This is a genomic window from Agarivorans sp., from assembly GCF_050295395.1.
Taxonomy (GTDB): Bacteria; Pseudomonadota; Gammaproteobacteria; order Enterobacterales; family Celerinatantimonadaceae; genus Agarivorans.
In genome coordinates this window covers 1-19,855 of sequence record NZ_JBNKPP010000148.1, presented here as the reverse complement: position 1 = coordinate 19,855, position 19,855 = coordinate 1, and the positions used below count along the sequence as shown (strand labels likewise).

Genomic DNA, 19,855 nt, shown 5'->3' with positions numbered 1-19,855 from the left:
ACTATGAGAGCAGTTTTAGGTATGTTTTTGCATCAGAAAAAGGGTGATTTAGTAAAAAAATTTCAAAATCGCTAGCAAACGCAAACAGTGAAGGAAAAACGATGAGCCAGAATATGCCTCAGGAAATCAACGCGTCGTTACGAGGAAACGTTAATTTACTCGGACAGCTGCTTGGCAATACCATTAAAAGCCACATGGGAGAAGCGTTTCTAGAGAAAGTGGAAACCATTCGCCAGTTGGCCAAGGCCTCGCGCAATGATGATGACCAAGCCCGTGAACAACTACTCGAGTTGCTACGCAACTTAAGTGATGATGAACTCTTACCGGTAACCCGTGCATTTAGTCAGTTTTTGAACTTGGCTAACATCGCCGAGCAATTCCACACCATTTCACGTAATTGCGAAGGCAGCACCTGCGCTCAAGACCCTATTGATCAAGTATTCAACAAGCTAAAAAGAGAAAAACTCACTGAGGCCGAGATCCACCATGCAGTGGCTCAACTCAACATCGAGCTGGTATTAACCGCCCACCCCACCGAAGTGACTCGCCGTACCTTAATCAATAAGCACGTTGCCATAAACAACTGCTTAGACTGGTTAGAGCTTGATTTACCAGAACAAGAACGCAGCCAACTACTGGGTCGCTTAGAACAGCTAATTAACCAAGCGTGGCATACTGACGAAATTCGGAAGCAACGCCCAACCCCAGTCGACGAAGCCAAATGGGGCTTTGCGGTTATCGAAAACTCACTCTGGCAGGCGGTTCCCGAATTTGTTCGCCAACTAGATAAAAAGCTCGGCCAGCACTTCGATATGCGGTTAGCACTAGACGCTGCACCAGTGGTGTTCTCATCATGGATGGGCGGCGACCGTGACGGTAACCCCTTCGTTACCGCCAAAGTCACCGAAGAAGTATTACTCTCTAGCCGCTGGGTGGCCGTAGATCTTTACCTAAAAGAAATCCAGACCCTGGTAAGTGAACTGTCGATGAGTGATGCCAACGAGGCCTTACTCGAGCAAACCGGCGAGCAACGCGAACCTTACCGCGCCTTGCTCAAAGTATTACGTAGCGAGCTACAAGAAACTCATGACTACCTCACCGCCAAGTTAAAAGGCCAATATACCGAAGCGCGCGATATCATTACCAATACCGAGCAGCTACGCGAGCCTTTAGAACTTTGCTATTACTCGCTACAAGACTGTGGCATGGGCATTATTGCCGATGGCACCTTGCTAGATTTATTGCGCCGTATTGCTTGTTTCGGCATTAATCTACTGCGTTTAGATATTCGCCAAGATAGTGGTCGTCATGAAGAAGTGTTCTCGGAAATTACCCGCTACCTGGGCATGGGTGATTACGCCCACTGGAATGAAACCGATAAACAGCACTTCTTGCTGCAAGAGCTAAACTCAAAACGCCCACTATTCCCACGCGATTGGGAACCGAGTGACGCGGTACAAGAAGTGCTCGATACCTGTGCCATTATTGCTAAGCAAGAGCGCGAAGCCTTGGGTATTTACATTATATCCATGGCCAGTGAACCTTCTGACGTACTGGCGGTGCAACTGTTATTGCAAGAAGCGGGTTGCCCCTTCCGTTTGCCGGTAGCGCCGTTGTTTGAAACCTTAGATGACTTAAATAACGCCCCAGCCACCATGAGCAAATTGCTATCGGTTGACTGGTACCGTGGTTACATCTCTGGTCAACAGCACGTGATGATCGGTTACTCCGACTCCGCTAAAGATGCCGGCGTATTAGCCGCATCATGGGCTCAATACCGCGCCCAAGAGGCCTTGGTAGCTATCTGTGAAAGTCACCAAATTAGCCTGACTCTGTTCCATGGCCGTGGCGGTACTATTGGCCGAGGCGGCGCGCCAGCCCATGCCGCTCTGCTCTCGCAACCTCCTGGTTCACTAAAAGGAGGCCTACGGGTAACCGAACAAGGGGAAATGATCCGCTTTAAATTTGGTCTACCCAAGGTGGCCTTAGACAGCTTAAACCTTTACGCCAGTGCGGTGCTTGAAGCCAACTTAATTCCGCCAATGGAACCTAAAGATGAGTGGCGCGAGGTGATGGATCAAATCGCTGAAACCTCTTGTGACGCTTATCGCGGCGTGGTGTGGGGAGAAGAAGACTTCGTACCCTATTTCCGAGCGGCAACACCAGAGCGCGAATTGGCCAAACTGCCTTTAGGCAGCCGCCCAGCGAAACGTCGTCAAGACGGTGGAGTTGAGAGCCTACGGGCTATTCCTTGGATTTTCTCTTGGAGCCAAAACCGCTTATTGCTTCCCGCTTGGTTAGGCAGCGGCACCGCCTTTGAAGAACAACTTGAGCAGGGTAACGCCGAATTACTCGCTGAAATGCGCGCTTGGCCATTCTTTGATAATCGCTTGGCAATGTTGGAAATGGTGTTCCTAAAAGCCGATACTTGGCTGTCGAAAATCTACGATGACCGTTTGGTTGAACCAGAGCTTCAAGTGCTCGGTGAAAAGCTACGTAATCAACTGGAACGCGGCAAGGAAGCATTAATGTCGCTCTCTCCAGAGCACCGTTTACTGGCCAATCAAGCTTGGGTGGTTGAGTCGATTAATCTACGCAACCCTTATATCGACCCCTTGCATGTACTTCAGGTAGAGTTGCTTAACCGCTCTCGCATCAACGAAGAGCTTTGCCCCAATGTTGACCAAGCCTTGATGGTCAGTATTGCCGGTATCGCCGCAGGTATGCGTAACACCGGTTAACCATTGCTATCCACAACCCCGCTTCATGCGGGGTTGTTGTTTCAACCGCTTCCGCCGCCGCTGAGTTATCAGATTCGGTAGCAAATCTATTAAACAATATATCATCGACTAGGATGACGACGATGCAGAACTATAAAGGTTGGTTATTTTTAGCTTCCTTGTTGTTATATCTGCTATTTGCCTTTGGCTTGATTGGTCTTACCCTTCCCACCTTATTTGCTTGGGGAGCTGCACTATTACATTGGCCACAATTAGGCTCCACCATCAAGATCCAAGCGGGCTGTTTATTTGGTTTAGGCTTATTGTTACTAGGACTGGCAGCCAGCCAAGATAGCTGGTTGGGGCTAGAGCAAATTATGTCAATTAACTTGCCACTACTGGCGATGTTTAGTGCGGTGTCATTCCTAGCCTTAACCAATTCAGACAAAGCCGACGAACCGCTACCCTTAGGTAAAAAGAGCATTGCCAGTACCGCACTGGGGGTTAACCTGCTGGGCGCCATCATCAATTTATCGGTGATCTTTATCATGGGCGATCGCCTCGCTCAGCGTCGGCCATTAACTAATACTCAGCAGATCATCCTCACGCGCTGCTTTTGTGCCGCCGCCTGGTGGTCGCCCTTCTTTATTGCCACCGCGGTATCCCTTACCTATGCACCCGGTATGCAATGGTTGGATGTATTATTTCCCGGTCTATTAATGACTGGCTTAGCGCTGTTACTCAGTAGCGTAGAAGTAATGATAAAAGATAAGGGGGAATTTGCTGGTTATCCAATTAAAGCCGAAAGCTTGCGTATTCCCTTATTGCTCGCTTGTAGCGTAATGGCCCTGCATTTTGTCTATCCGGCCATCAGCATCATCTTAATAATTACCTGTTTAGCGCCTATCGCGGCACTCGGTTTCGCTAAAGGGTCTTCCAAATTGGTGATAGCCAGAAATTTTATTCGCCATCGTCTACCTAACGTAGGCAGCCAGTTTGTATTGTTCCTGGCTGCGGGAGTCTTCTCTGCGGGCATAAAATCACTGCTTAGCGCTTACCCTGATTTTTTAAACTTACAAGACTTAGGCTTTTCCGCGTTGAGCTTTGCTCTGATCCTAGCCATGATGATTATCGCAGGTATGTTAGGTGTGCATCCGGTGGTAAGCATTGCCGTGGCCAGCCCCTTGTTACTCCCCATGGAACCAGCCCCCAGCCAACTCGGCTTCTTATTTCTTAGCTCTTGGGCGATATCAGCAGGCAGTAGTCCACTATCTGGCGTAGGCCTAACCATGATGTCGCGCTACCAATTCTCCAGCCGCCAACTGCTGAAAAACAATTGGCACTACGCAATACTAATGTGGCTAAGCTGCTCCATGCTAAATGCTTTTATCCTTTAGCGCTTAAGTCTTAATCAGTACTGAAATTGACACAGCCGCCTTTGGAGCACTTCCTAAAAGCGGCCAATTGCCTAGAACAGCACCAAGCGGTTTAAGGAGCAGCAATGGCAATGCAGTTCCTTCACGCCCTAAACCTTATACCTTAGATAGAGCTTAAGCTGGCACAGCCGCTTCTGGACGCACTCCTAGGGTATGGCAAATGGCATAAGAAAGCTCGGAGCGATTTAAGGTATAGAAATGGAAGTCTTGCACACCTTCACGCGATAATACTTTAACCATCTCTATCGCCACACTAGCCCCGACTAAATTACGGGTGGTTTGATCATTTTCCAAACCAGCAAATTGACTATGCAGCCACCTAGGCACTTTAACGTTGGCGAAGGACGCAAATTTCTTCAGCGTATTATAATTCGATACCGGCAAGATACCGGGAACAATTTCACCTTCAATCCCAATGGCCGCACAACGGTCTCGAAAACGCAGGTAGCTTTCTACATCAAAAAAGAACTGGGTAATGGCACGATTCGCTCCGGCATCCATTTTACGCTTTAGCGCCAATAGATCCGCTTGAGCACTTTTCGCTTCGGGATGCACCTCCGGATAGGCGGCGACCGAGATGTCAAAATCAGCCTCTTCTTTTAATAAGGCAACCAAGTCGTTGGCATACATTTGCGGTTTTGCCGCGCCTTGAGGCAAATCGCCACGTAACGCCACAATGTGTTTAATGCCACTTTGCCAGTAATCTCGGGCAATTTGGCGCAACTCATCGGGAGTAGAATCAATACAAGTTAAATGCGGTGCCGCTGCCAATCCGGTACGCTCTTTTATCGCCTTAATCACCTTATGGGTGCGGTCACGCGTGCCCGAGTTGGCGCCGTAAGTCACCGAAACAAACTTAGGTTTAAGGGTTTGCAAACGCTCAATCGACGCCCACAGAGTTTGCTCCATCGTCTCGGTAGTAGGTGGAAAAAACTCAAACGAGACATTAATAGCTCGATTCAGTTCACTAAGACTTTGGTTTAGTGTTTCGATATGTTGTGCGTGCTGAAATCCCATGACCTTCTCCATAAAAGACATTTAGACGTCTATACCGCTAGATAATAAAGAGAAGTTCATCTTAGTCAATCTTGTTCAGCTTCAACTTAGCTTTAGATGAATTTTTTTCAACATCAGATAATTCATCCTTCTCAGCCAAACAAAACCATTAACTAATCCTCGAACGGCTGGTATTGAATAACATTAACCCACCACTCCTTGACTCCCGAGGGCGTCTTAACCAATACCTCGTCATCCACCTGCTTACCAATTAAGGCGCGCGCCATCGGTGAATCAATGGTGATATAACCTAGTTTGGGATCAATTTCGTCGGTACCGACGATGCGATAACGGACAATATCGCCAGCTTCGTTTTCCAACTCTACCCAAGCGCCAAAAAACACTTTGCCATTTTGCTGGGGGTGATGGTCAACGATCTTCAGTGCATCTAAACGCTTAGTTAAAAAGCGTAAGCGCGAATCTATACGGCGCAGTTCTCGCTTGCCTTCTTTATACTCGGCATTCTCCGAACGGTCGCCCAGAGCAGCCGCTTCCGATACCGCTTGGGTTACTTCAGGGCGCTTAACCTTCCACAGGTATTTCAGCTCTTGGTCAAGTTTATGCCAGCCGGCACGAGTGATGAGATTGGTTTTCATGGTGCTCATAGAAAAAGGCCTGAGTCAGCAATTATAAACGACTCAGGCCCAACAATAACCAGCTTAATTAACCCACCCTAGCTTGAGTGGTTTCGCGTTTAACCAGCTCAATGGGAGGAATACGGAAGTTATGAGCTTCGCCGCCATTCAACATGTCTAAAATGGTTAATGCCGCCGCATAGCCTGTATCAAAAATTGGCTGACGCACGGTAGTTAGAGGCGGAATAAAGAAAGCCGAGCTGGGAATATCATCAAAGCCAATTACCGACACCCGCTCTGGCACCGCTCGCTTCGCTTGATATAAGGCCTGCATAGCTCCATAAGCAGTTAAATCATTTGCCGCAAATATAGCAGTAAATGGTCGCTTACTGGCTAACAAACGCTGCACTGCGTCGAAGCCCCCCTGTTCGGTAAAGTCCCCTTGCTCAACTAGCTGTAATTTCACTGGCAAGCCCGCATGCTCCATAGCTTGGCAGTAGCCCTCGTAACGCTGCTGAGTATCGGGGTGACCTTTGGCCCCTTTAATGTGCACAATATCTTGATGGCCAAGTTGAATCAGGTGGTTAGTGGCCATGTAAGCGCCCACCGAGTTTTCGATTTTAATCGAACGCAAACGCGGCGATTCTAAAGCCCGCCCTAAGGCAACTATCGGCCGTTTTTTTGAAAATTCAAGCAGTTGTTCATCACTTAACCCACCGGTGACGATGATGATGCCATCCACCGAGCGCGACAAGAGCAACTGCATCGACTCCATCTCTTCTTCACTATTCCAGTGGCCAGTAACAATGATATGAGAATAGCCCTGAGCGAGTAACACCTCTTCGATGCCGTTTAGGATAGATGAATAGAAAGGGCTGTCGGGATCTTGCACCAATACACCAATGGTCATAGTTCGGCTACTGGAACTTACTCCCGTTTGCTGCCCTGGTTTATAGCCTAACTCGGCCATCGCAGCTTGAATTTGCTTGCGCTTAGCATCTGATACATAGGTAGTCTGGTTCATAAACCGAGATACTGTACTAGGTGATACTCCGGCTAAGGCTGCGACATCGTATACGGTTGAACGCTGTCCTACTTTATTTTTATCTTTCACGTTTATTCTCTGACAACTAACTCGAGTCCGCATTTTATCTCTCTTTTTTTTACATGCCTATAACAGTCGGTAACAGAAGAGATAAAACTTCCTACGACCACTATATACGTGAAATGCTTAAAGCACTTGTTTCAAATAAAATTGAGCGATAGAACACAGTAACAGATCACATTCTTACGCTCTTATTTTTACAACATCTATGATTAAAACTCAAAAAAACAAGCAAGAAAGGCCAGCAATAAGCTGGCCCATATTATTAACTTTTTTCTTAGTAACTACTTCAACCGATGCTCATCTAATACCGTAGTAACCCACACTAAGGGTGCATTCCAGTTAATGGTAATTTCATTTAGCGACCATGCACCAATCTCATCTGCCCAACAGGTTTGACCAATACATTTACCTTTTAAACCTGCCGCAATCGGGTCACTAAAGGACATCGAGTTAGGTCCACCTGATAAAGCACCCGGAGCCGGTTTTGGCGATTTGGCATCGGCTTGATGCGCCCAAAAACGGTGATGTGGATTCTTCAATGGATTACTACCGTAACCAGAAATATAAGACTGGTCTAGTGGGTTGCGTCCTAACAGGTAATCCATAGCATGTACTAAGGTTTGCATGTACTTGCTATCACCGCTGAAGTCACTAGCGTAGGTAAGGAAAATACCACGCTTAGCCAAGTTTGAGTTCGAGCCCCAAGGGTATTGCTCAGCGGTATAAGGAATATGGTAACCCTCATTCGCCAACTGTTTATAGTAACCATCAGCAGCGGCAACAATGTTAGCTCGCACTTTCTCTCTACTCGCTTCATCAAGCAGGCTAGGCACTACGGCCAAGCTTAGGTTACCTGCGGGGCTTAGACCTGCCCACCACAAATCACCATCAGCAGTTTCATTACCAGCAGGAGCCGTTAAGAAGTAAGGTGAAGCCTTGATGTAATCAAAGTATTCAGCTTGCTCTGTAGTAATAAACAGTTCCGCCGCAGCCCAATAAAACTCATCGCTTACATCGACATCATCATAAGGGCCTGAACCGGTAAAGTTATCGTAAGCATATACCTCAGGATGCTGATTTGCCGCTTTCCATGCTCGCTCCGCGGCGCTTAAACATTGTGCAGAAAAGTCGGCATCAATGTCTTTCCAAATCCGCGCACATTGAGCAGCAGTGGCCGCCAAGTTTAAGGTAGCCGCAGTACTAGGCTGCCCTACATAACGTTTCATTGGATCTTTATGTGGAGGCATCGGCATGCCAGTCCAGTTTTCATCCGCCACTTTATGGAAGACCATACCAGAGGCATCAATTTCGCTTAACTTAAGATCACTCAGGTTCTCTCGCTGGTTACCCACAGGTACAGAGACTTTGCTTCCGTCAGGAATTTGCATAGCCAACATAAATTCCATGTTCCAGCGCGCTTCGTCGAGTAAGTCGTTCACTCCATTGCCGGCTTCTGGAATGGCTTGGCTACCATCAGGGAAAGGTTCTGTCGCTCCTTCAATAAATTGTGAGCGTTCGAATAGATTCATTAGAGTCCAAGTACTGATGCCACCATTCACCACATACTTACCGTGGTCACCGGCATCGTACCAGCCGCCTGTCACATCCATGGTTAAATCACAACCAGGCCATTTGTTACCTTTGGCATCGGTCTTATCAAAACAACTCACCACGTCAGGAACATGTCCAGCAGGACGTGCCAAATCTGGGCGGCGCACGTAGTCGGCTTTAATCTCTATACCGCTACGGTTGTTATAAAAGTAAGCCAGTGCGTCATGTTTCAACTCGCTGTATATATCGTCTGCAATTCTAAATGGGTGACTAGTTTTGCCATCCACTTCTAACACCAAGTTTTGGTGCTTGCTGGTTAAGGCTGAAAAATCTGCCTGATGAACCATTTCGCCAGAAGCAGCATTTAGGCCAAATACCTTGGTTTTTCCCGCTAATAGATAATTGCCTTGTTCATCTTTAACTCGCCAAACTCGCGGTTGTTTACTGTCATTTTGAATAACCGCTATTTTTTCAGACTTAGGGAAAAAGCCGATTTGGTTTAAGCGAATAGTCGGAATTTTGTTAACAACAACAAAAGACTTACCCTTCAAAGAAATGTCGCTAAAGCAGAGCACGGCTGGCTTTTGCGCCCCTAATTGAAACTGAAACTCAGTTTTGGGGTCGCTGGCCATTTCTTGAGTAAATTTGAAACTAAAAGCTTTAGGCTCAGTTCCAATCTTTAACTGCTTATTGAAAAACTGGGTGTAAGGTGCTCCATTGTGCTGAATAAGAGCCGTAAAAGCCGTGTTTTTATCAGCACGGGCGACAAAGTCAATGCTGTAATCTTGGCCTTTCTCTAAGCCAAAGCCACGCTGACCCATAATAACGTCCCACGGGTTACTTCCGGCACGTTTAATATCCATACAGGCTTCGCCGTCTTTCACCGTTAATTCAGCACCACTTGACCACCAGCCAGTGGTTCCGTTACTAAAATCAGTGTTGCTGAGCATTTCAGGGGAAGCGACCGCCACCGCAGAGGCGCTCACCAAACTCATCAAAGCAATGCTTTGACTAATGCGGTTTAAACTAAATCGAATAATAGGTGTGCGATTAACGCCCATTTCGGTCTCCTTGAACTGAGGCATTGAAAACTACGTAGCACTCTAAAGCAACGCAGTTGATTTGGGCGAAATTTAGCTCACATATCCATGACTAAACACCTGAAACAAAACAAATCTATGAAGCGCTTATGAAAAAAATTTCATTTCGTGAAACGCTTTTCACAGAATAATATTTGCAGCTAGTGATTTTTCTACTTGATGCCATTTAAGAAGCCTCTAAGATAGGGGCATTTGCTGCCACAACAACTGACTCATCATTAGCAAACCTATGCAAAGTTTAGAACAACAAATCGCCTCAGATATTAATGCGCAAGCCCAACAAGTAAGCGCGACCATAAAGCTACTCGATGAAGGCGCCACTGTGCCTTTTATTGCCCGCTATCGAAAAGAAGCCACCGGTGGCTTAGATGATGGACAACTTCGCCTATTAGAACAACGTCTGGTTTATCTGCGTGACATGCAGCAACGCCGTCTCAGCATTTTAAAATCGATTCGTGAGCAAGACCAATTAAGCCCCGAGCTAGAACGCGCGATCAATGCAGCCAGCAGTAAAACCGAGTTAGAAGATCTCTACCTTCCTTACAAACCCAAACGCCGCACTAAAGGACAACTAGCCATTGAAGCGGGCTTAGAGCCCCTAGCCGAATTATTGTTAAGCCAACCAGAACAAGCCCCTGAAACTTTGGCTGAAGCTTATATCAACCAAGAAGCCGGGTTTGCTGATAACAAAGCGGTACTAGACGGCGCAAAATTCATCTTGATGGAACGTTTTGCCATTCAAGCTCCACTATTAGCGCAGTTACGGGCATTTTTACAAGAGCAGGCCTTAGTTAGCACCACCGTGATTGACGGCCAACAACATGCTGGCCAAAAGTTTCAAGACTACTTTGACTATCAAGAAGCCTTGAGCAAAATCCCTTCGCACCGAACCCTAGCGATATTGCGCGGGCGCAATGAAGGTATATTGAACCTATCGCTAGACGTGGAACAGGCTGATGCGCTGAGCCATCCCGCCGAACAGATGATCCGCGACTACTTCGACTTGCACCCTAAAGGACTGCCCTGCGATAAATGGCTTAATACTGTGGTACAGTGGACCTGGCGGGTTAAACTGAAACTACAACTGGAAACAGAGCTACTCAACCAGTTACGCGAAAAAGCCGAAGATGAAGCGATTAGCGTGTTCTCGCGTAACCTAAACGATCTGTTAATGGCCGCACCAGCTGGCGCCAAACCGACCTTAGGTTTAGACCCAGGCCTGCGTACCGGAGTGAAAGTAGCGGTAGTCGACGCCACTGGTAAGCTAGTGGCTTACGACACCATTTATCCCCATGCCCCGCGTAATCAATGGCAGCAGTCACTCAATACGCTAGCGTCTTTGGTGCAGCAACATCAGGTAAAACTGCTTAGTATCGGTAATGGTACCGCCTCACGTGAAACCGACCAACTCGCCGCCGACTTAATTAGCATGCTACCAGAACAAGGTTTACAAAAAGTCATGGTGAGCGAAGCGGGCGCATCGGTCTATTCCGCTTCGGAACTCGCCGCCCAAGAATTCCCCGAATTAGATGTATCGATTCGCGGAGCGGTTTCGATAGCCCGCCGCTTGCAAGACCCACTTGCAGAGCTGGTAAAAATTGAAGCGAAAGCCATCGGAGTTGGCCAGTATCAACACGATGTCAGTCAAAGTAAGTTGTCGCAGCAACTCGATAGCGTTGTAGAAGACTGTGTAAACGCTGTAGGCGTTGACGTTAATATGGCCTCAGCCCCCTTACTGAGTTTTGTGGCCGGCTTAAATAACACCATCGCGCAAAACATCGTTGCTCACCGTGACCAACATGGCGCGTTTCAGTCTCGTGCGGCGATCAAAAAAGTCGCCCGTTTAGGCCCTAAAGCCTTTGAGCAGGCTGCCGGTTTCTTGCGCATACCTCAAGCTAAAAATGCCTTGGATGGCTCAGCGGTTCACCCCGAAGCCTATCCGGTGGTAGAAGCCATAGCCAAACATAGCCAATGTGATGTTAGCCAGCTCATTGCCAATAACGAACGGCTAAGTAAACTCGACCCTAAGCAGTTCACCAACGAAAAATTCGGTCTCCCCACCGTGAATGACATCATTAGCGAACTTAAAAAGCCGGGGCGAGATCCACGCCCAGAATTTGCAACTGCAAAATTTAAGGAAGGGGTGAATACGCTTGCCGACTTAAAACCAGCGATGCAACTGGAAGGGGTAGTGACCAATGTCACCAACTTTGGTGCCTTTGTTGATGTTGGTGTGCATCAAGACGGCTTAGTGCATATTTCTTGTTTGGCCAATCATTTTGTCAAAGATCCCCATCAAGTGGTCAAAGCTGGCGACATTGTCAAAGTAAAAGTGATGGAAGTGGATGTGGCGCGTAAGCGGATCGGCTTGAGTATGCGCTTAGACGATGACATCACTAGTGTTTCAACAAGCAAAGAGAGCCCTAAAAAAGCCAAAGCGCAACACTCACATCGCCCAGCGAAACAACAAGCTAAACCACTCAATAACGCCTTTGCCGAAGCCTTCGCTAAGGCCAAGCGCTAAATCTGAGAAAATAACATTGCCCTCATCCAAACTTATCACTTAAGTTTGGATGAGGGCGACTTGCTCAGCATTTCCACGAAAATTATGGCGATACTCAGCAGCTCAACCTTCACCACTGAATAACAGCTCCGCTGCAGTTCTGGCACTGAAAGCAACTACTAATACAAAGCGATTGAGAACTTAGGCTTGTAAACTCAGTTGAGGCTGTGGGCGAAATTCACTTGAACTGGCATAACGATGTTGAATAGAAGCGTTTCTACGCGCCATCTGTTGAGCAATATCAGGATAGCGCTGTTGCAAAGCTTGCGCATTTTGCTGCTGCCGAGCTTGCTCGCTTGGCGCTTGTGGTAAAGCCGTTTCACTGTTAATAGAAAAAGCAGAAGGCTGTTCGTCTGATGCCAACAAGCCCGACACTTGACTATGATTAAGCTCTTGCTGAGCGGCAGCCATTTTCTGTTGTGCTCGCGCTGCTACTTGACGATCTTGCGCAGACGGTTCGGCAGGCGCCAAAGCCGCCCGCTGTACTTGTTGCATTTTAGCGATGGTAGCTTGCGGATCACTAGTCACTTCACTCACATCAATCGACACTTCACCGCCTACTGCGTAGCGCTTGCCATCGGGACCTCGTTCAAATTCAAAACTAGCCGCTCGCGCATACTGGCCACCCACCGCTTGATGTTGCATCTCATGGGTTCTAACTTCTTGATCTCGTGCCGTTAATTCATCAATCTTCTGCTGTTCGCTGTCAGTTAAGTCCTGTTGGCCTTTCTGTCTCGCGCTGGATTGATCAGAGCCACGCTGTTGTTCCCCGCTTTCCTGCTGTTGTCCTTGTTGATGTTGTTGCTGATTATCCTGTTGCTGCTGAGCATCACGCTCATTAACTTTAGCTTGATGCTGTTCTTGAACTTGCGGGTACTGAGCGCTGACCTGGGGCTTAGAGCGGTCCTTTTCTGTTCCCACCTCAGGCTCTTTTGCAAAGCTAGCAACTTCTTTAGGCTGAGCGATCACCGGACGCAGTTGGTTATCCCTGCGCGCAGCCTCTGTAGGAGGGTGCAAGGTATTGGGAAAAACGTTGGGCAGACTAACATTAATGTTCATCTTAGGCCTTTACGTCCAACAGCGTACCTAGCATTTTAGATTCTGTGTTGATCACCTTTACCCCAGCCTTAGCGTACAACTCGGCTTGACTCAGACTGACCATGGCATCCACCACTTGGTTTTGTTGCGGCTCTCTCTTGCTTGCCAGCTCAGCAAGAGTCTGCGCGCTTTGGCTAGCCTGCTGATTGGCATTAGCAATAATTTGAAAACCACTACTGGCAGCTCCCACTTGCATATGACCTCCGCTTAGCGCAGTTAAAACTCGGTTACAATTATTGCAAATTTTAGCAAACTGCTCACTTTTAAACCACTATGCGCTGAGCAAAATCGAGGACTTTCTCAGCAAATAGCTGTTTCTCTGAAATAAATGGTGCATGGGAAGACTGATTAAACTGGAATTGCTCAGCCTCGCTATGTAATAGCGCATGCTGTTGCATCGCCGCTTTGGGTACTAAGGCATCACTGCGCCCGTATAGTTGTAACCAAGGCATACTGATTTGCGCTAGCTCAGCCCGTAAATCCTGATTTTGCAACAAAGCCAGCCCTTGCTCTAGGGCAGCCAAATTAGGCAAAGGGCGGATGGCGAGTAAGTTCCTAAGTTGCTTAATGTCTTGTTTCGCTTGTTCGCTACCCATCGCTTGAATAGCCAAAAATTGCTGCAAGGTTTTTTTAAAGTCTTGCTGTAAACCTTCCGCAAAGCCCTGCAAGACCTGAGGCTGAATTCCCGGCCAATCGGTTTTAGCCATGAAATGAGCCGAACTGGCGACCGTTATCAAACCCGCGACTCGTTCAGGATGATGAATAGCAGCATACTTAGCCACCAGCCCGCCTAAAGACCAGCCCAACCAGATAGCACGCTGTACAGGTAGAGTTAATATTGCTTCAACCATACTGGCTAGACTTAGCTCTGGCTGCACCGGTGAGTGACCAAAACCCGGTAAGTCCACTTGATAAACACAAAAGTGCTCTGCCAATAGCTCACTGACTGGGCGCCAAACCGCGCCATTTAAGCCCCAGCCGTGAATTAAAATTAGGGCAGGTCCCTGACCATGCGATTCAAAATACAAATTGCTCATCTACACTTAAATACTCGGGCGATAAAGGAAACTCATGTTAACCAGTTTTAAGTCTGCTTTAAACTCGGCTTTCGGCTTAGCCACTCAGTGTGCATTTTGCCTGCAAACTAAGGCCAGTAATGAAATATGCTGCGTCAGTTGTCGCAATTTAATCATTAGTCCAGCCAGATGCCGTTGTGAACGCTGTTATTTACCCTTGGCTGAGCCCGGTATATGTGGCGAGTGCCAACAAACATCTCCCCATTTTGATAAGATTTATTGTTTAAACGATTATCTGTGGCCTACCGATGCGCTGCTTAAGAATTACAAATATGCCAAACAACGCCATCTAGCCGCTCCACTTAGTCAGCTACTTTGGCAGCAGTTACAGCAACTACAAGCACCGCTACCAGAAGCCTACTGTAGCGTGCCATTGCATTGGCGAAAACACTGGCAACGAGGCTTTAATCAAAGTGAATTACTCGCCCAGGCACTAGCAAAGCAAAGCGATATCCCCTTGGTTAATGTACTAAAACGTCATCGTTATGGTAGCAGTCAGGCCAGCTTAACGCGTCGCCAGCGGCAACGAGCCCTCAAGCATAGCTTTCGCTGCCAAGCCTCGTTACCGTTTAAACATTGGGTAGTTGTAGATGACGTGGTCACCACCGCTAGCACCGCCAATGTTATTGCTGGTAAACTGAAACATGCGGGGGCAACTCAAGTAGACATTTGGGCAATTGCTCGAACCCCCAAAGCCTAATCCAAAATTCACTTACGGCAACACTAGCAGAGCTTGGCAAAAAGCCGTACAATAAAACCTAGTATTTTAGTCAGGTATCGAGGAAGCAGATGGTATCGATCTCAGAAACGGCTCAACAACATTTTGTTAAGTTGCTAGAACAACAGCCTGAAGGCACCAATATTCGTGTATTTGTGGTCAACCCTGGTACACCTAGCGCCGAATGCGGAGTGTCTTACTGCCCGCCAGAATCCGTTGAAGAAGATGATATTCAGCTTTCTTTTAACGGCTTTAAAGCCATGGTAGATACCGCTAGTGCCCCCTTCTTAGAAGAAGCCGAAATCGACTTTGTTACCGATAAAGTGGGCTCTCAACTTACGCTTAAAGCGCCCAACGCCAAGATGCGCAAGGTAGATGATGATGCACCACTCATCGAGCGAGTTGAATACGTTATTGAAAGTCAGGTTAATCCAAACCTAGCGTCTCACGGCGGTAAAGTCAGCATTGTTGAACTCACCGAAGAAGGTGTGGTGGTACTGCAATTTGGTGGCGGCTGTAATGGCTGCAGCATGGTAGATGTAACCCTTAAGGAAGGCATAGAGAAGCAATTGCTAGAAACCTTCCCAGGCGAACTCACTGGTGTTAAAGATGTGACCGAACACCAAGCTGGTGAACACTCGTACTATTAGTTTGCTAATTTGCTGATACAAAAAAGCCTATCATTCGATAGGCTTTTTAGTCTGTGCGCTAATAAGCTCACTCTTCACGCTGGTCTCGGGCCAATAAATCAATGGCGGCCTGCTTAGGTGATTTGCCCTGATATAACACTTGATACACCTGCTCGACAATCGGCATTTCAACCGACACTCTTTGCGCCAGCAGATAGACTTCCTTGGTATTACGATAGCCTTCTACTACCTGACCGATTTCCCGCTCAGCTTGCTCGAAAGACTTACCTGCTCCCAAAGCTAAACCAAAACGACGATTACGGCTTTGGTTATCGGTACAAGTTAATACCAAATCACCCAAACCCGCCATGCCTTTAAACGTCTCAGGGTCGGCGCCTAAGGCCTTACCCAAACGGGCCATCTCGCGTAAACCACGTGTAATTAAAGCGGTACGAGCGTTGGCTCCAAAACCTAAGCCATCTGCCAAACCGGCACCAATAGCGATAACATTTTTAACCGCCCCACCTAACTGCACACCAATGATGTCGTTGTTAGTGTAGACGCGAAAACTACGTTCACAGTGCATCACTTGTGCTAAGTAGCGAACAAATTCAGCATCTGAAGAGGACGCTGAAATCGCCGTTGGCAAACCAGCGGCCAGTTCTTTAGCAAAGGTAGGACCGGATATCACAGCTAGAGAGCGTTGCTCTCCTAGGATCTCAACAGCCACTTCTGACAACAAGTGTCCGGTATCGGCTTCTAAACCTTTGGTAGCCCATGCGATCCGAGTTGCGTCGCTCAACATAGGTTTAATCTGGCGCATCACATCAGCAAATGCGAAGCTAGGCACCACCACCAATAGATTATCACTTTGAGCGACCGCACTAGCTAAATCAGCTTCTAACTCGAGGCTTTCAGGAAACGCAATACCCGGTAAAAAGTCTTTATTTTCTCGGTCTTTAGCCAGTGCAGCCACGTGCTCGGGCTCATGTCCCCATAGCACTGTGCGCTGACCATTACGCGCAATGGCAATCGCCAAAGCAGTACCGTATGAGCCTGCGCCCAATACCGTCATTGTTGCCTTAGATTTGCTCATTAAGCGTCTGCTTGAGCCGCTTTTTGTTGCTCAGCTTGCTGTTGAACATAGTTAGCAAACAAAGCGTCAAAGTTAACTGGCGCTAGGTTGATTTGTGGGAAAGAACCACGGTTGACTAGATTAGATACTGTCTCACGAGCATAAGGGAACAAAATGTTTGGACAGTAAGCGTTAATAGCATGAGCTAGTTGAGGCTCTGGCATGTTGCCTAGAGTAAAGATGCCGCCTTGGTGAACTTCACACAAAAACGCAGTTTTATCGGCAACTTTTGCAGTTACGGTTAACGTTAGCACCACTTCAAAAACATTATCAGCCAGTTTGTTGCTGCTAGTATCTAAGTCAACTTTAACTTCAGGTTTCCACTCTTGTTGAAAAACTTGTGGTGAGTTAGGTGTCTCAAAAGAGATATCTTTGGTGTAGATACGTTGAATAGCAAATTCTACTTGTGGTGCTTCTGTGCTAGCTGCTTCAGCCATGATAATTACCTTAATACAATGTTTGAAAATTTGTCTCAGTGCCACCTAATGGCACTGTAAACTCGATCTTACTTCTTTTTTGTGACCGGTAGGTTAGCTGATTTCCATTCGGTCATGCCGCCGCGTAAATTGTACACTTTCTCAAAACCTCCTTTTACCAGTGCGTTAGCCGCTGAGCCAGAACGCATCCCTGTTTCACATACAACGATAATGGGGCTGCCCTTTAAATTTTCAATGGGCTTGAAGTTATTCGCCTGTATTTGAGTGAGAGGAATGTGACGTGCGCCCGCAATATAACCTTTTTTGTACTCATCATTAGTTCGTACATCCACCACAACGGCATCTTCTTTATTAATCAATAAAGTGGCTTCATGATTTCCTACCGCCTTCACTTTTGAGAACATCGGTTGGATAAAGGTGTAAATAACAGCACCTAATAGCCCCACCCAAGCCAATGAAAGAACAGGATTATTTCCGACAAATTCGACAACTTGCTGCATAGTATGACAATTCCAGTTAAGCAAATAGTTAGTGATATTGGGGCGAGAGTATACACCCGAGCGAAAAGAATAGCAGCTCCATCACCTCGCGAAGCTCCCAATTTGCTCTAAGATTTACTTGGCAAGTAAAAAACCAGTTTAAAACGACTAATCTTGCTTGATTTGCGCTCAATCAGGTGACTCACAGCAAAAATGTAGTAATATTTCACTAATTCGTATTTAAACTTACATTTACCGATCGAGGAAATTGCAAATGTCTGCAACTAAAAAGCCTTTAGCGTTAGTCATTATGGATGGATGGGGCTACCGCCAAGATAGTGCAAACAACGCCGTAGCAAATGCCAACACTCCGGTTCTAGACAAACTTTGGGAAACCTCAGCTAGCACTCTAATTTCAGGCTCAGGTTTAGACGTGGGTCTACCCGATGGCCAAATGGGTAACTCAGAAGTAGGCCACACCAACATCGGCGCTGGCCGTATCGTATATCAAGAATTAACTCGCGTGGGTAAATCTATCGACGACGGTGACTTCTTCACTAATGAAGTCCTAGTAGGCGCGGTAGACAAAGCAGTGGCTGCAGGTAAAGCGGTACACATCATGGGTCTACTGTCTCCAGGTGGTGTACACAGCCACGAAGATCACATGTTAGCGGCTGTTGAGTTAGCAGCAAAACAAGGCGCTAAAGAAATTTACCTACACGCTTTCTTAGATGGCCGCGATACTCCACCACGCAGTGCCCAAGGCTCTATCGACAAATTTGATGCTAAATTTGCCGAAGTGGGTGTTGGTCGTATCGCGTCTTTGGTAGGTCGCTACTACGCCATGGACCGCGATAACCGTTGGGAACGTGTTGAAGAAGCTTACCAATTACTTACCGAGGGCAAAGCTGAGTACAGCTACGCCACCGCAACAGAAGCACTTGAAGCCGCTTACGCGCGTGAAGAAAACGACGAATTTGTTAAAGCTTCGGTAGTGGGTGAAAGCCCTGCCGCTATTAACGACGGCGACGCGGTATTGTTCATGAACTTCCGTGCCGACCGTGCTCGTGAAATCAGCCGTTGTTTTGTAGAACAAGACTTCACTGGTTTTGCCCGTGCTAAAGTGCCTGCTTGTAACTTCGTTACATTGACTCAATACGCTGCCGACATCGACGCGCCTTGTGCCTACGGCCCAACTGACTTGGTTAATACCCTAGGTGAGTGGCTAGAGAAACAAGGAAAAACTCAGTTACGTATTTCTGAAACTGAAAAATATGCGCACGTGACCTTCTTCTTCAACGGCGGTAAAGAAGAAGCCTTTGTTGGCGAAGATCGCGAATTAATCCCTTCACCTAAAGTGGCCACTTACGATCTACAACCAGAAATGAATTCTGAGTTGTTAACCGATAAATTTGTAGCCGCCATTGAAAGCGGTAAATACGATGTCATCATCTGTAACTACCCTAACGGTGACATGGTAGGCCACACTGGCGTATACGACGCGGCAGTGAAAGCTTGTGAAGCAGTAGATAAGAGCATTGGTCGTTTAGTTGAAGCGTTAGATAAAGTGGGCGGCGAGTGTTTAATTACTGCTGACCACGGTAATGCCGAGCAAATGGTTGATCCTGAAACTGGCGGCATTCACACAGCTCACACCAACTTGCCAGTGCCGTTCATCTACTACGGCCGTGAAGCTACCCCTGTTGAGGGTGGTCGCTTAAGTGATATCGCGCCAACCATGTTAAGCTTGATGGGTCTCGAAACCCCAGCAGAAATGACTGGCAAGGTATTGATGAATTTGAAATAATGGCTCGATGAAAGAGCCTAATTCAGTTTCGAAAAAAGGCGTAGCAATGCGCCTTATTCGCCTGTTTAACGCCAGCCTTGTTGCTGGCGTTTTGCTATTGCTTGGGCCGATGGCGAATGCCAATGAACAGCAACAACTGCTCGACGTTCAGCAACAACTCAAGCAACAGCAACAGCAGCTGAAACAAAGGAAAGCCGAAATAGACAAGGCCCAGCAGCAGCTGCGCCAATACGAGCTGGCTCTAGCCGACGCGAACCAGCAACTGCGTAAACTAAACAACCAATTAGCCCATACCGAACTTGAGCTAAAACAAAACCAACAACAAAAACAGCAAGTACAGCAACAACTCACACAGCAACAGCAAGCG

General features: G+C 47.3%; 16 protein-coding genes and 1 pseudogene. 7 read left to right on the top strand and 10 right to left on the bottom strand.

All coding sequences use genetic code 11. The annotated features are described in order from the left end of the window. The first annotated feature begins 101 nt into the window (after positions 1 to 101). Entirely contained in the window at positions 102 to 2,741 is a 2,640-nt protein-coding gene (gene ppc / locus ACQY6Q_RS08570) for a phosphoenolpyruvate carboxylase (RefSeq protein WP_427980206.1), read from the top strand. Between the two features lie 122 nt (positions 2,742 to 2,863). After that, the gene (locus ACQY6Q_RS08565; RefSeq protein WP_427980204.1) at positions 2,864 to 4,117 is read left to right on the top strand and encodes a hypothetical protein; all 1,254 of its coding nucleotides are present in this window, start codon (positions 2,864 to 2,866) and stop codon (positions 4,115 to 4,117) included. A gap of 153 nt (positions 4,118 to 4,270) precedes the next feature. On the opposite strand, the gene metF is transcribed toward ACQY6Q_RS08565, so the two are convergent. The 4 genes from metF to ACQY6Q_RS08545 all read right to left on the bottom strand — a co-directional run bounded on the left by metF (position 4,271) and on the right by ACQY6Q_RS08545 (position 9,507). Further along, the gene (gene metF, locus ACQY6Q_RS08560; protein WP_427980202.1) at positions 4,271 to 5,173 is read right to left on the bottom strand and encodes a methylenetetrahydrofolate reductase; all 903 of its coding nucleotides are present in this window, start codon (positions 5,171 to 5,173) and stop codon (positions 4,271 to 4,273) included. Positions 5,174 to 5,325: 152 nt separating this feature from the next. Beyond that, entirely contained in the window at positions 5,326 to 5,808 is a 483-nt protein-coding gene (gene greB, locus ACQY6Q_RS08555; protein ID WP_427980241.1) for a transcription elongation factor GreB, read from the bottom strand. Positions 5,809 to 5,875: 67 nt separating this feature from the next. Beyond that, a complete protein-coding gene (locus tag ACQY6Q_RS08550) occupies positions 5,876 to 6,901 on the bottom strand; it encodes a substrate-binding domain-containing protein (protein WP_055732984.1) in 1,026 nt (341 codons plus the stop codon). A 275-nt stretch (positions 6,902 to 7,176) separates the two neighbouring features. Then, positions 7,177 to 9,507 carry a glycoside hydrolase family 9 protein gene (locus ACQY6Q_RS08545; protein WP_427980200.1) on the bottom strand — a complete coding sequence of 777 codons (2,331 nt, stop codon included), beginning with the start codon at positions 9,505 to 9,507 and terminating at the stop codon, positions 7,177 to 7,179. Between the two features lie 268 nt (positions 9,508 to 9,775). Here ACQY6Q_RS08545 and ACQY6Q_RS08540 point away from each other — a divergent pair, with 268 nt between their 5' ends. Beyond that, the gene (locus ACQY6Q_RS08540) at positions 9,776 to 12,070 is read left to right on the top strand and encodes a Tex family protein (RefSeq protein WP_427980198.1); all 2,295 of its coding nucleotides are present in this window, start codon (positions 9,776 to 9,778) and stop codon (positions 12,068 to 12,070) included. Positions 12,071 to 12,250: 180 nt separating this feature from the next. Here the strand turns inward: ACQY6Q_RS08540 and ACQY6Q_RS08535 are convergent, their stop codons facing one another. The 3 genes from ACQY6Q_RS08535 to bioH form a co-directional block, all read right to left on the bottom strand. Beyond that, on the bottom strand, positions 12,251 to 13,168 hold the full coding sequence (locus ACQY6Q_RS08535; RefSeq protein WP_427980195.1) for a putative metalloprotease CJM1_0395 family protein: 918 nt from the start codon (positions 13,166 to 13,168) through the stop codon (positions 12,251 to 12,253). A 1-nt stretch (position 13,169) separates the two neighbouring features. Then, positions 13,170 to 13,403: a hypothetical protein gene (locus ACQY6Q_RS08530; protein ID WP_427980192.1), complete on the bottom strand. Its 234-nt coding sequence runs from the start codon at positions 13,401 to 13,403 to the stop codon at positions 13,170 to 13,172. A gap of 67 nt (positions 13,404 to 13,470) precedes the next feature. After that, positions 13,471 to 14,244 carry a pimeloyl-ACP methyl ester esterase BioH gene (gene bioH / locus ACQY6Q_RS08525; protein ID WP_427980190.1) on the bottom strand — a complete coding sequence of 258 codons (774 nt, stop codon included), beginning with the start codon at positions 14,242 to 14,244 and terminating at the stop codon, positions 13,471 to 13,473. A gap of 34 nt (positions 14,245 to 14,278) precedes the next feature. On the opposite strand from bioH, the gene ACQY6Q_RS08520 reads away from it, so the two are divergent. Both ACQY6Q_RS08520 and nfuA read left to right on the top strand, forming a co-directional pair. Beyond that, positions 14,279 to 14,983, top strand: coding sequence for a ComF family protein (locus ACQY6Q_RS08520; protein WP_427980187.1), 705 nt, complete (start codon positions 14,279 to 14,281; stop codon positions 14,981 to 14,983). An 89-nt stretch (positions 14,984 to 15,072) separates the two neighbouring features. Next, positions 15,073 to 15,651, top strand: coding sequence for a Fe-S biogenesis protein NfuA (nfuA, locus tag ACQY6Q_RS08515; RefSeq protein ID WP_427980184.1), 579 nt, complete (start codon positions 15,073 to 15,075; stop codon positions 15,649 to 15,651). Positions 15,652 to 15,718: 67 nt separating this feature from the next. Here the strand turns inward: nfuA and gpsA are convergent, their stop codons facing one another. From gpsA to ACQY6Q_RS08500, 3 genes are all read right to left on the bottom strand, one after another. Beyond that, complete coding sequence (gene gpsA / locus ACQY6Q_RS08510) at positions 15,719 to 16,726, bottom strand: NAD(P)H-dependent glycerol-3-phosphate dehydrogenase (RefSeq protein ID WP_427980182.1); 1,008 nt, start codon at positions 16,724 to 16,726, stop codon at positions 15,719 to 15,721. After that, positions 16,726 to 17,202 carry a protein-export chaperone SecB gene (secB, locus tag ACQY6Q_RS08505; protein ID WP_055732994.1) on the bottom strand — a complete coding sequence of 159 codons (477 nt, stop codon included), beginning with the start codon at positions 17,200 to 17,202 and terminating at the stop codon, positions 16,726 to 16,728. The genes gpsA and secB overlap by 1 nt, the downstream gene beginning before the upstream one ends. 68 nt (positions 17,203 to 17,270) lie before the next feature. After that, the gene (locus tag ACQY6Q_RS08500; RefSeq protein ID WP_427980179.1) at positions 17,271 to 17,702 is read right to left on the bottom strand and encodes a rhodanese-like domain-containing protein; all 432 of its coding nucleotides are present in this window, start codon (positions 17,700 to 17,702) and stop codon (positions 17,271 to 17,273) included. Between the two features lie 253 nt (positions 17,703 to 17,955). Here ACQY6Q_RS08500 and gpmM point away from each other — a divergent pair, with 253 nt between their 5' ends. Further along, the gene (gene gpmM, locus ACQY6Q_RS08495; RefSeq protein ID WP_427980176.1) at positions 17,956 to 19,488 is read left to right on the top strand and encodes a 2,3-bisphosphoglycerate-independent phosphoglycerate mutase; all 1,533 of its coding nucleotides are present in this window, start codon (positions 17,956 to 17,958) and stop codon (positions 19,486 to 19,488) included. 46 nt (positions 19,489 to 19,534) lie between these two features. Then, positions 19,535 to 19,855, top strand: a pseudogene (locus tag ACQY6Q_RS08490) (hypothetical protein); the annotation flags it as partial.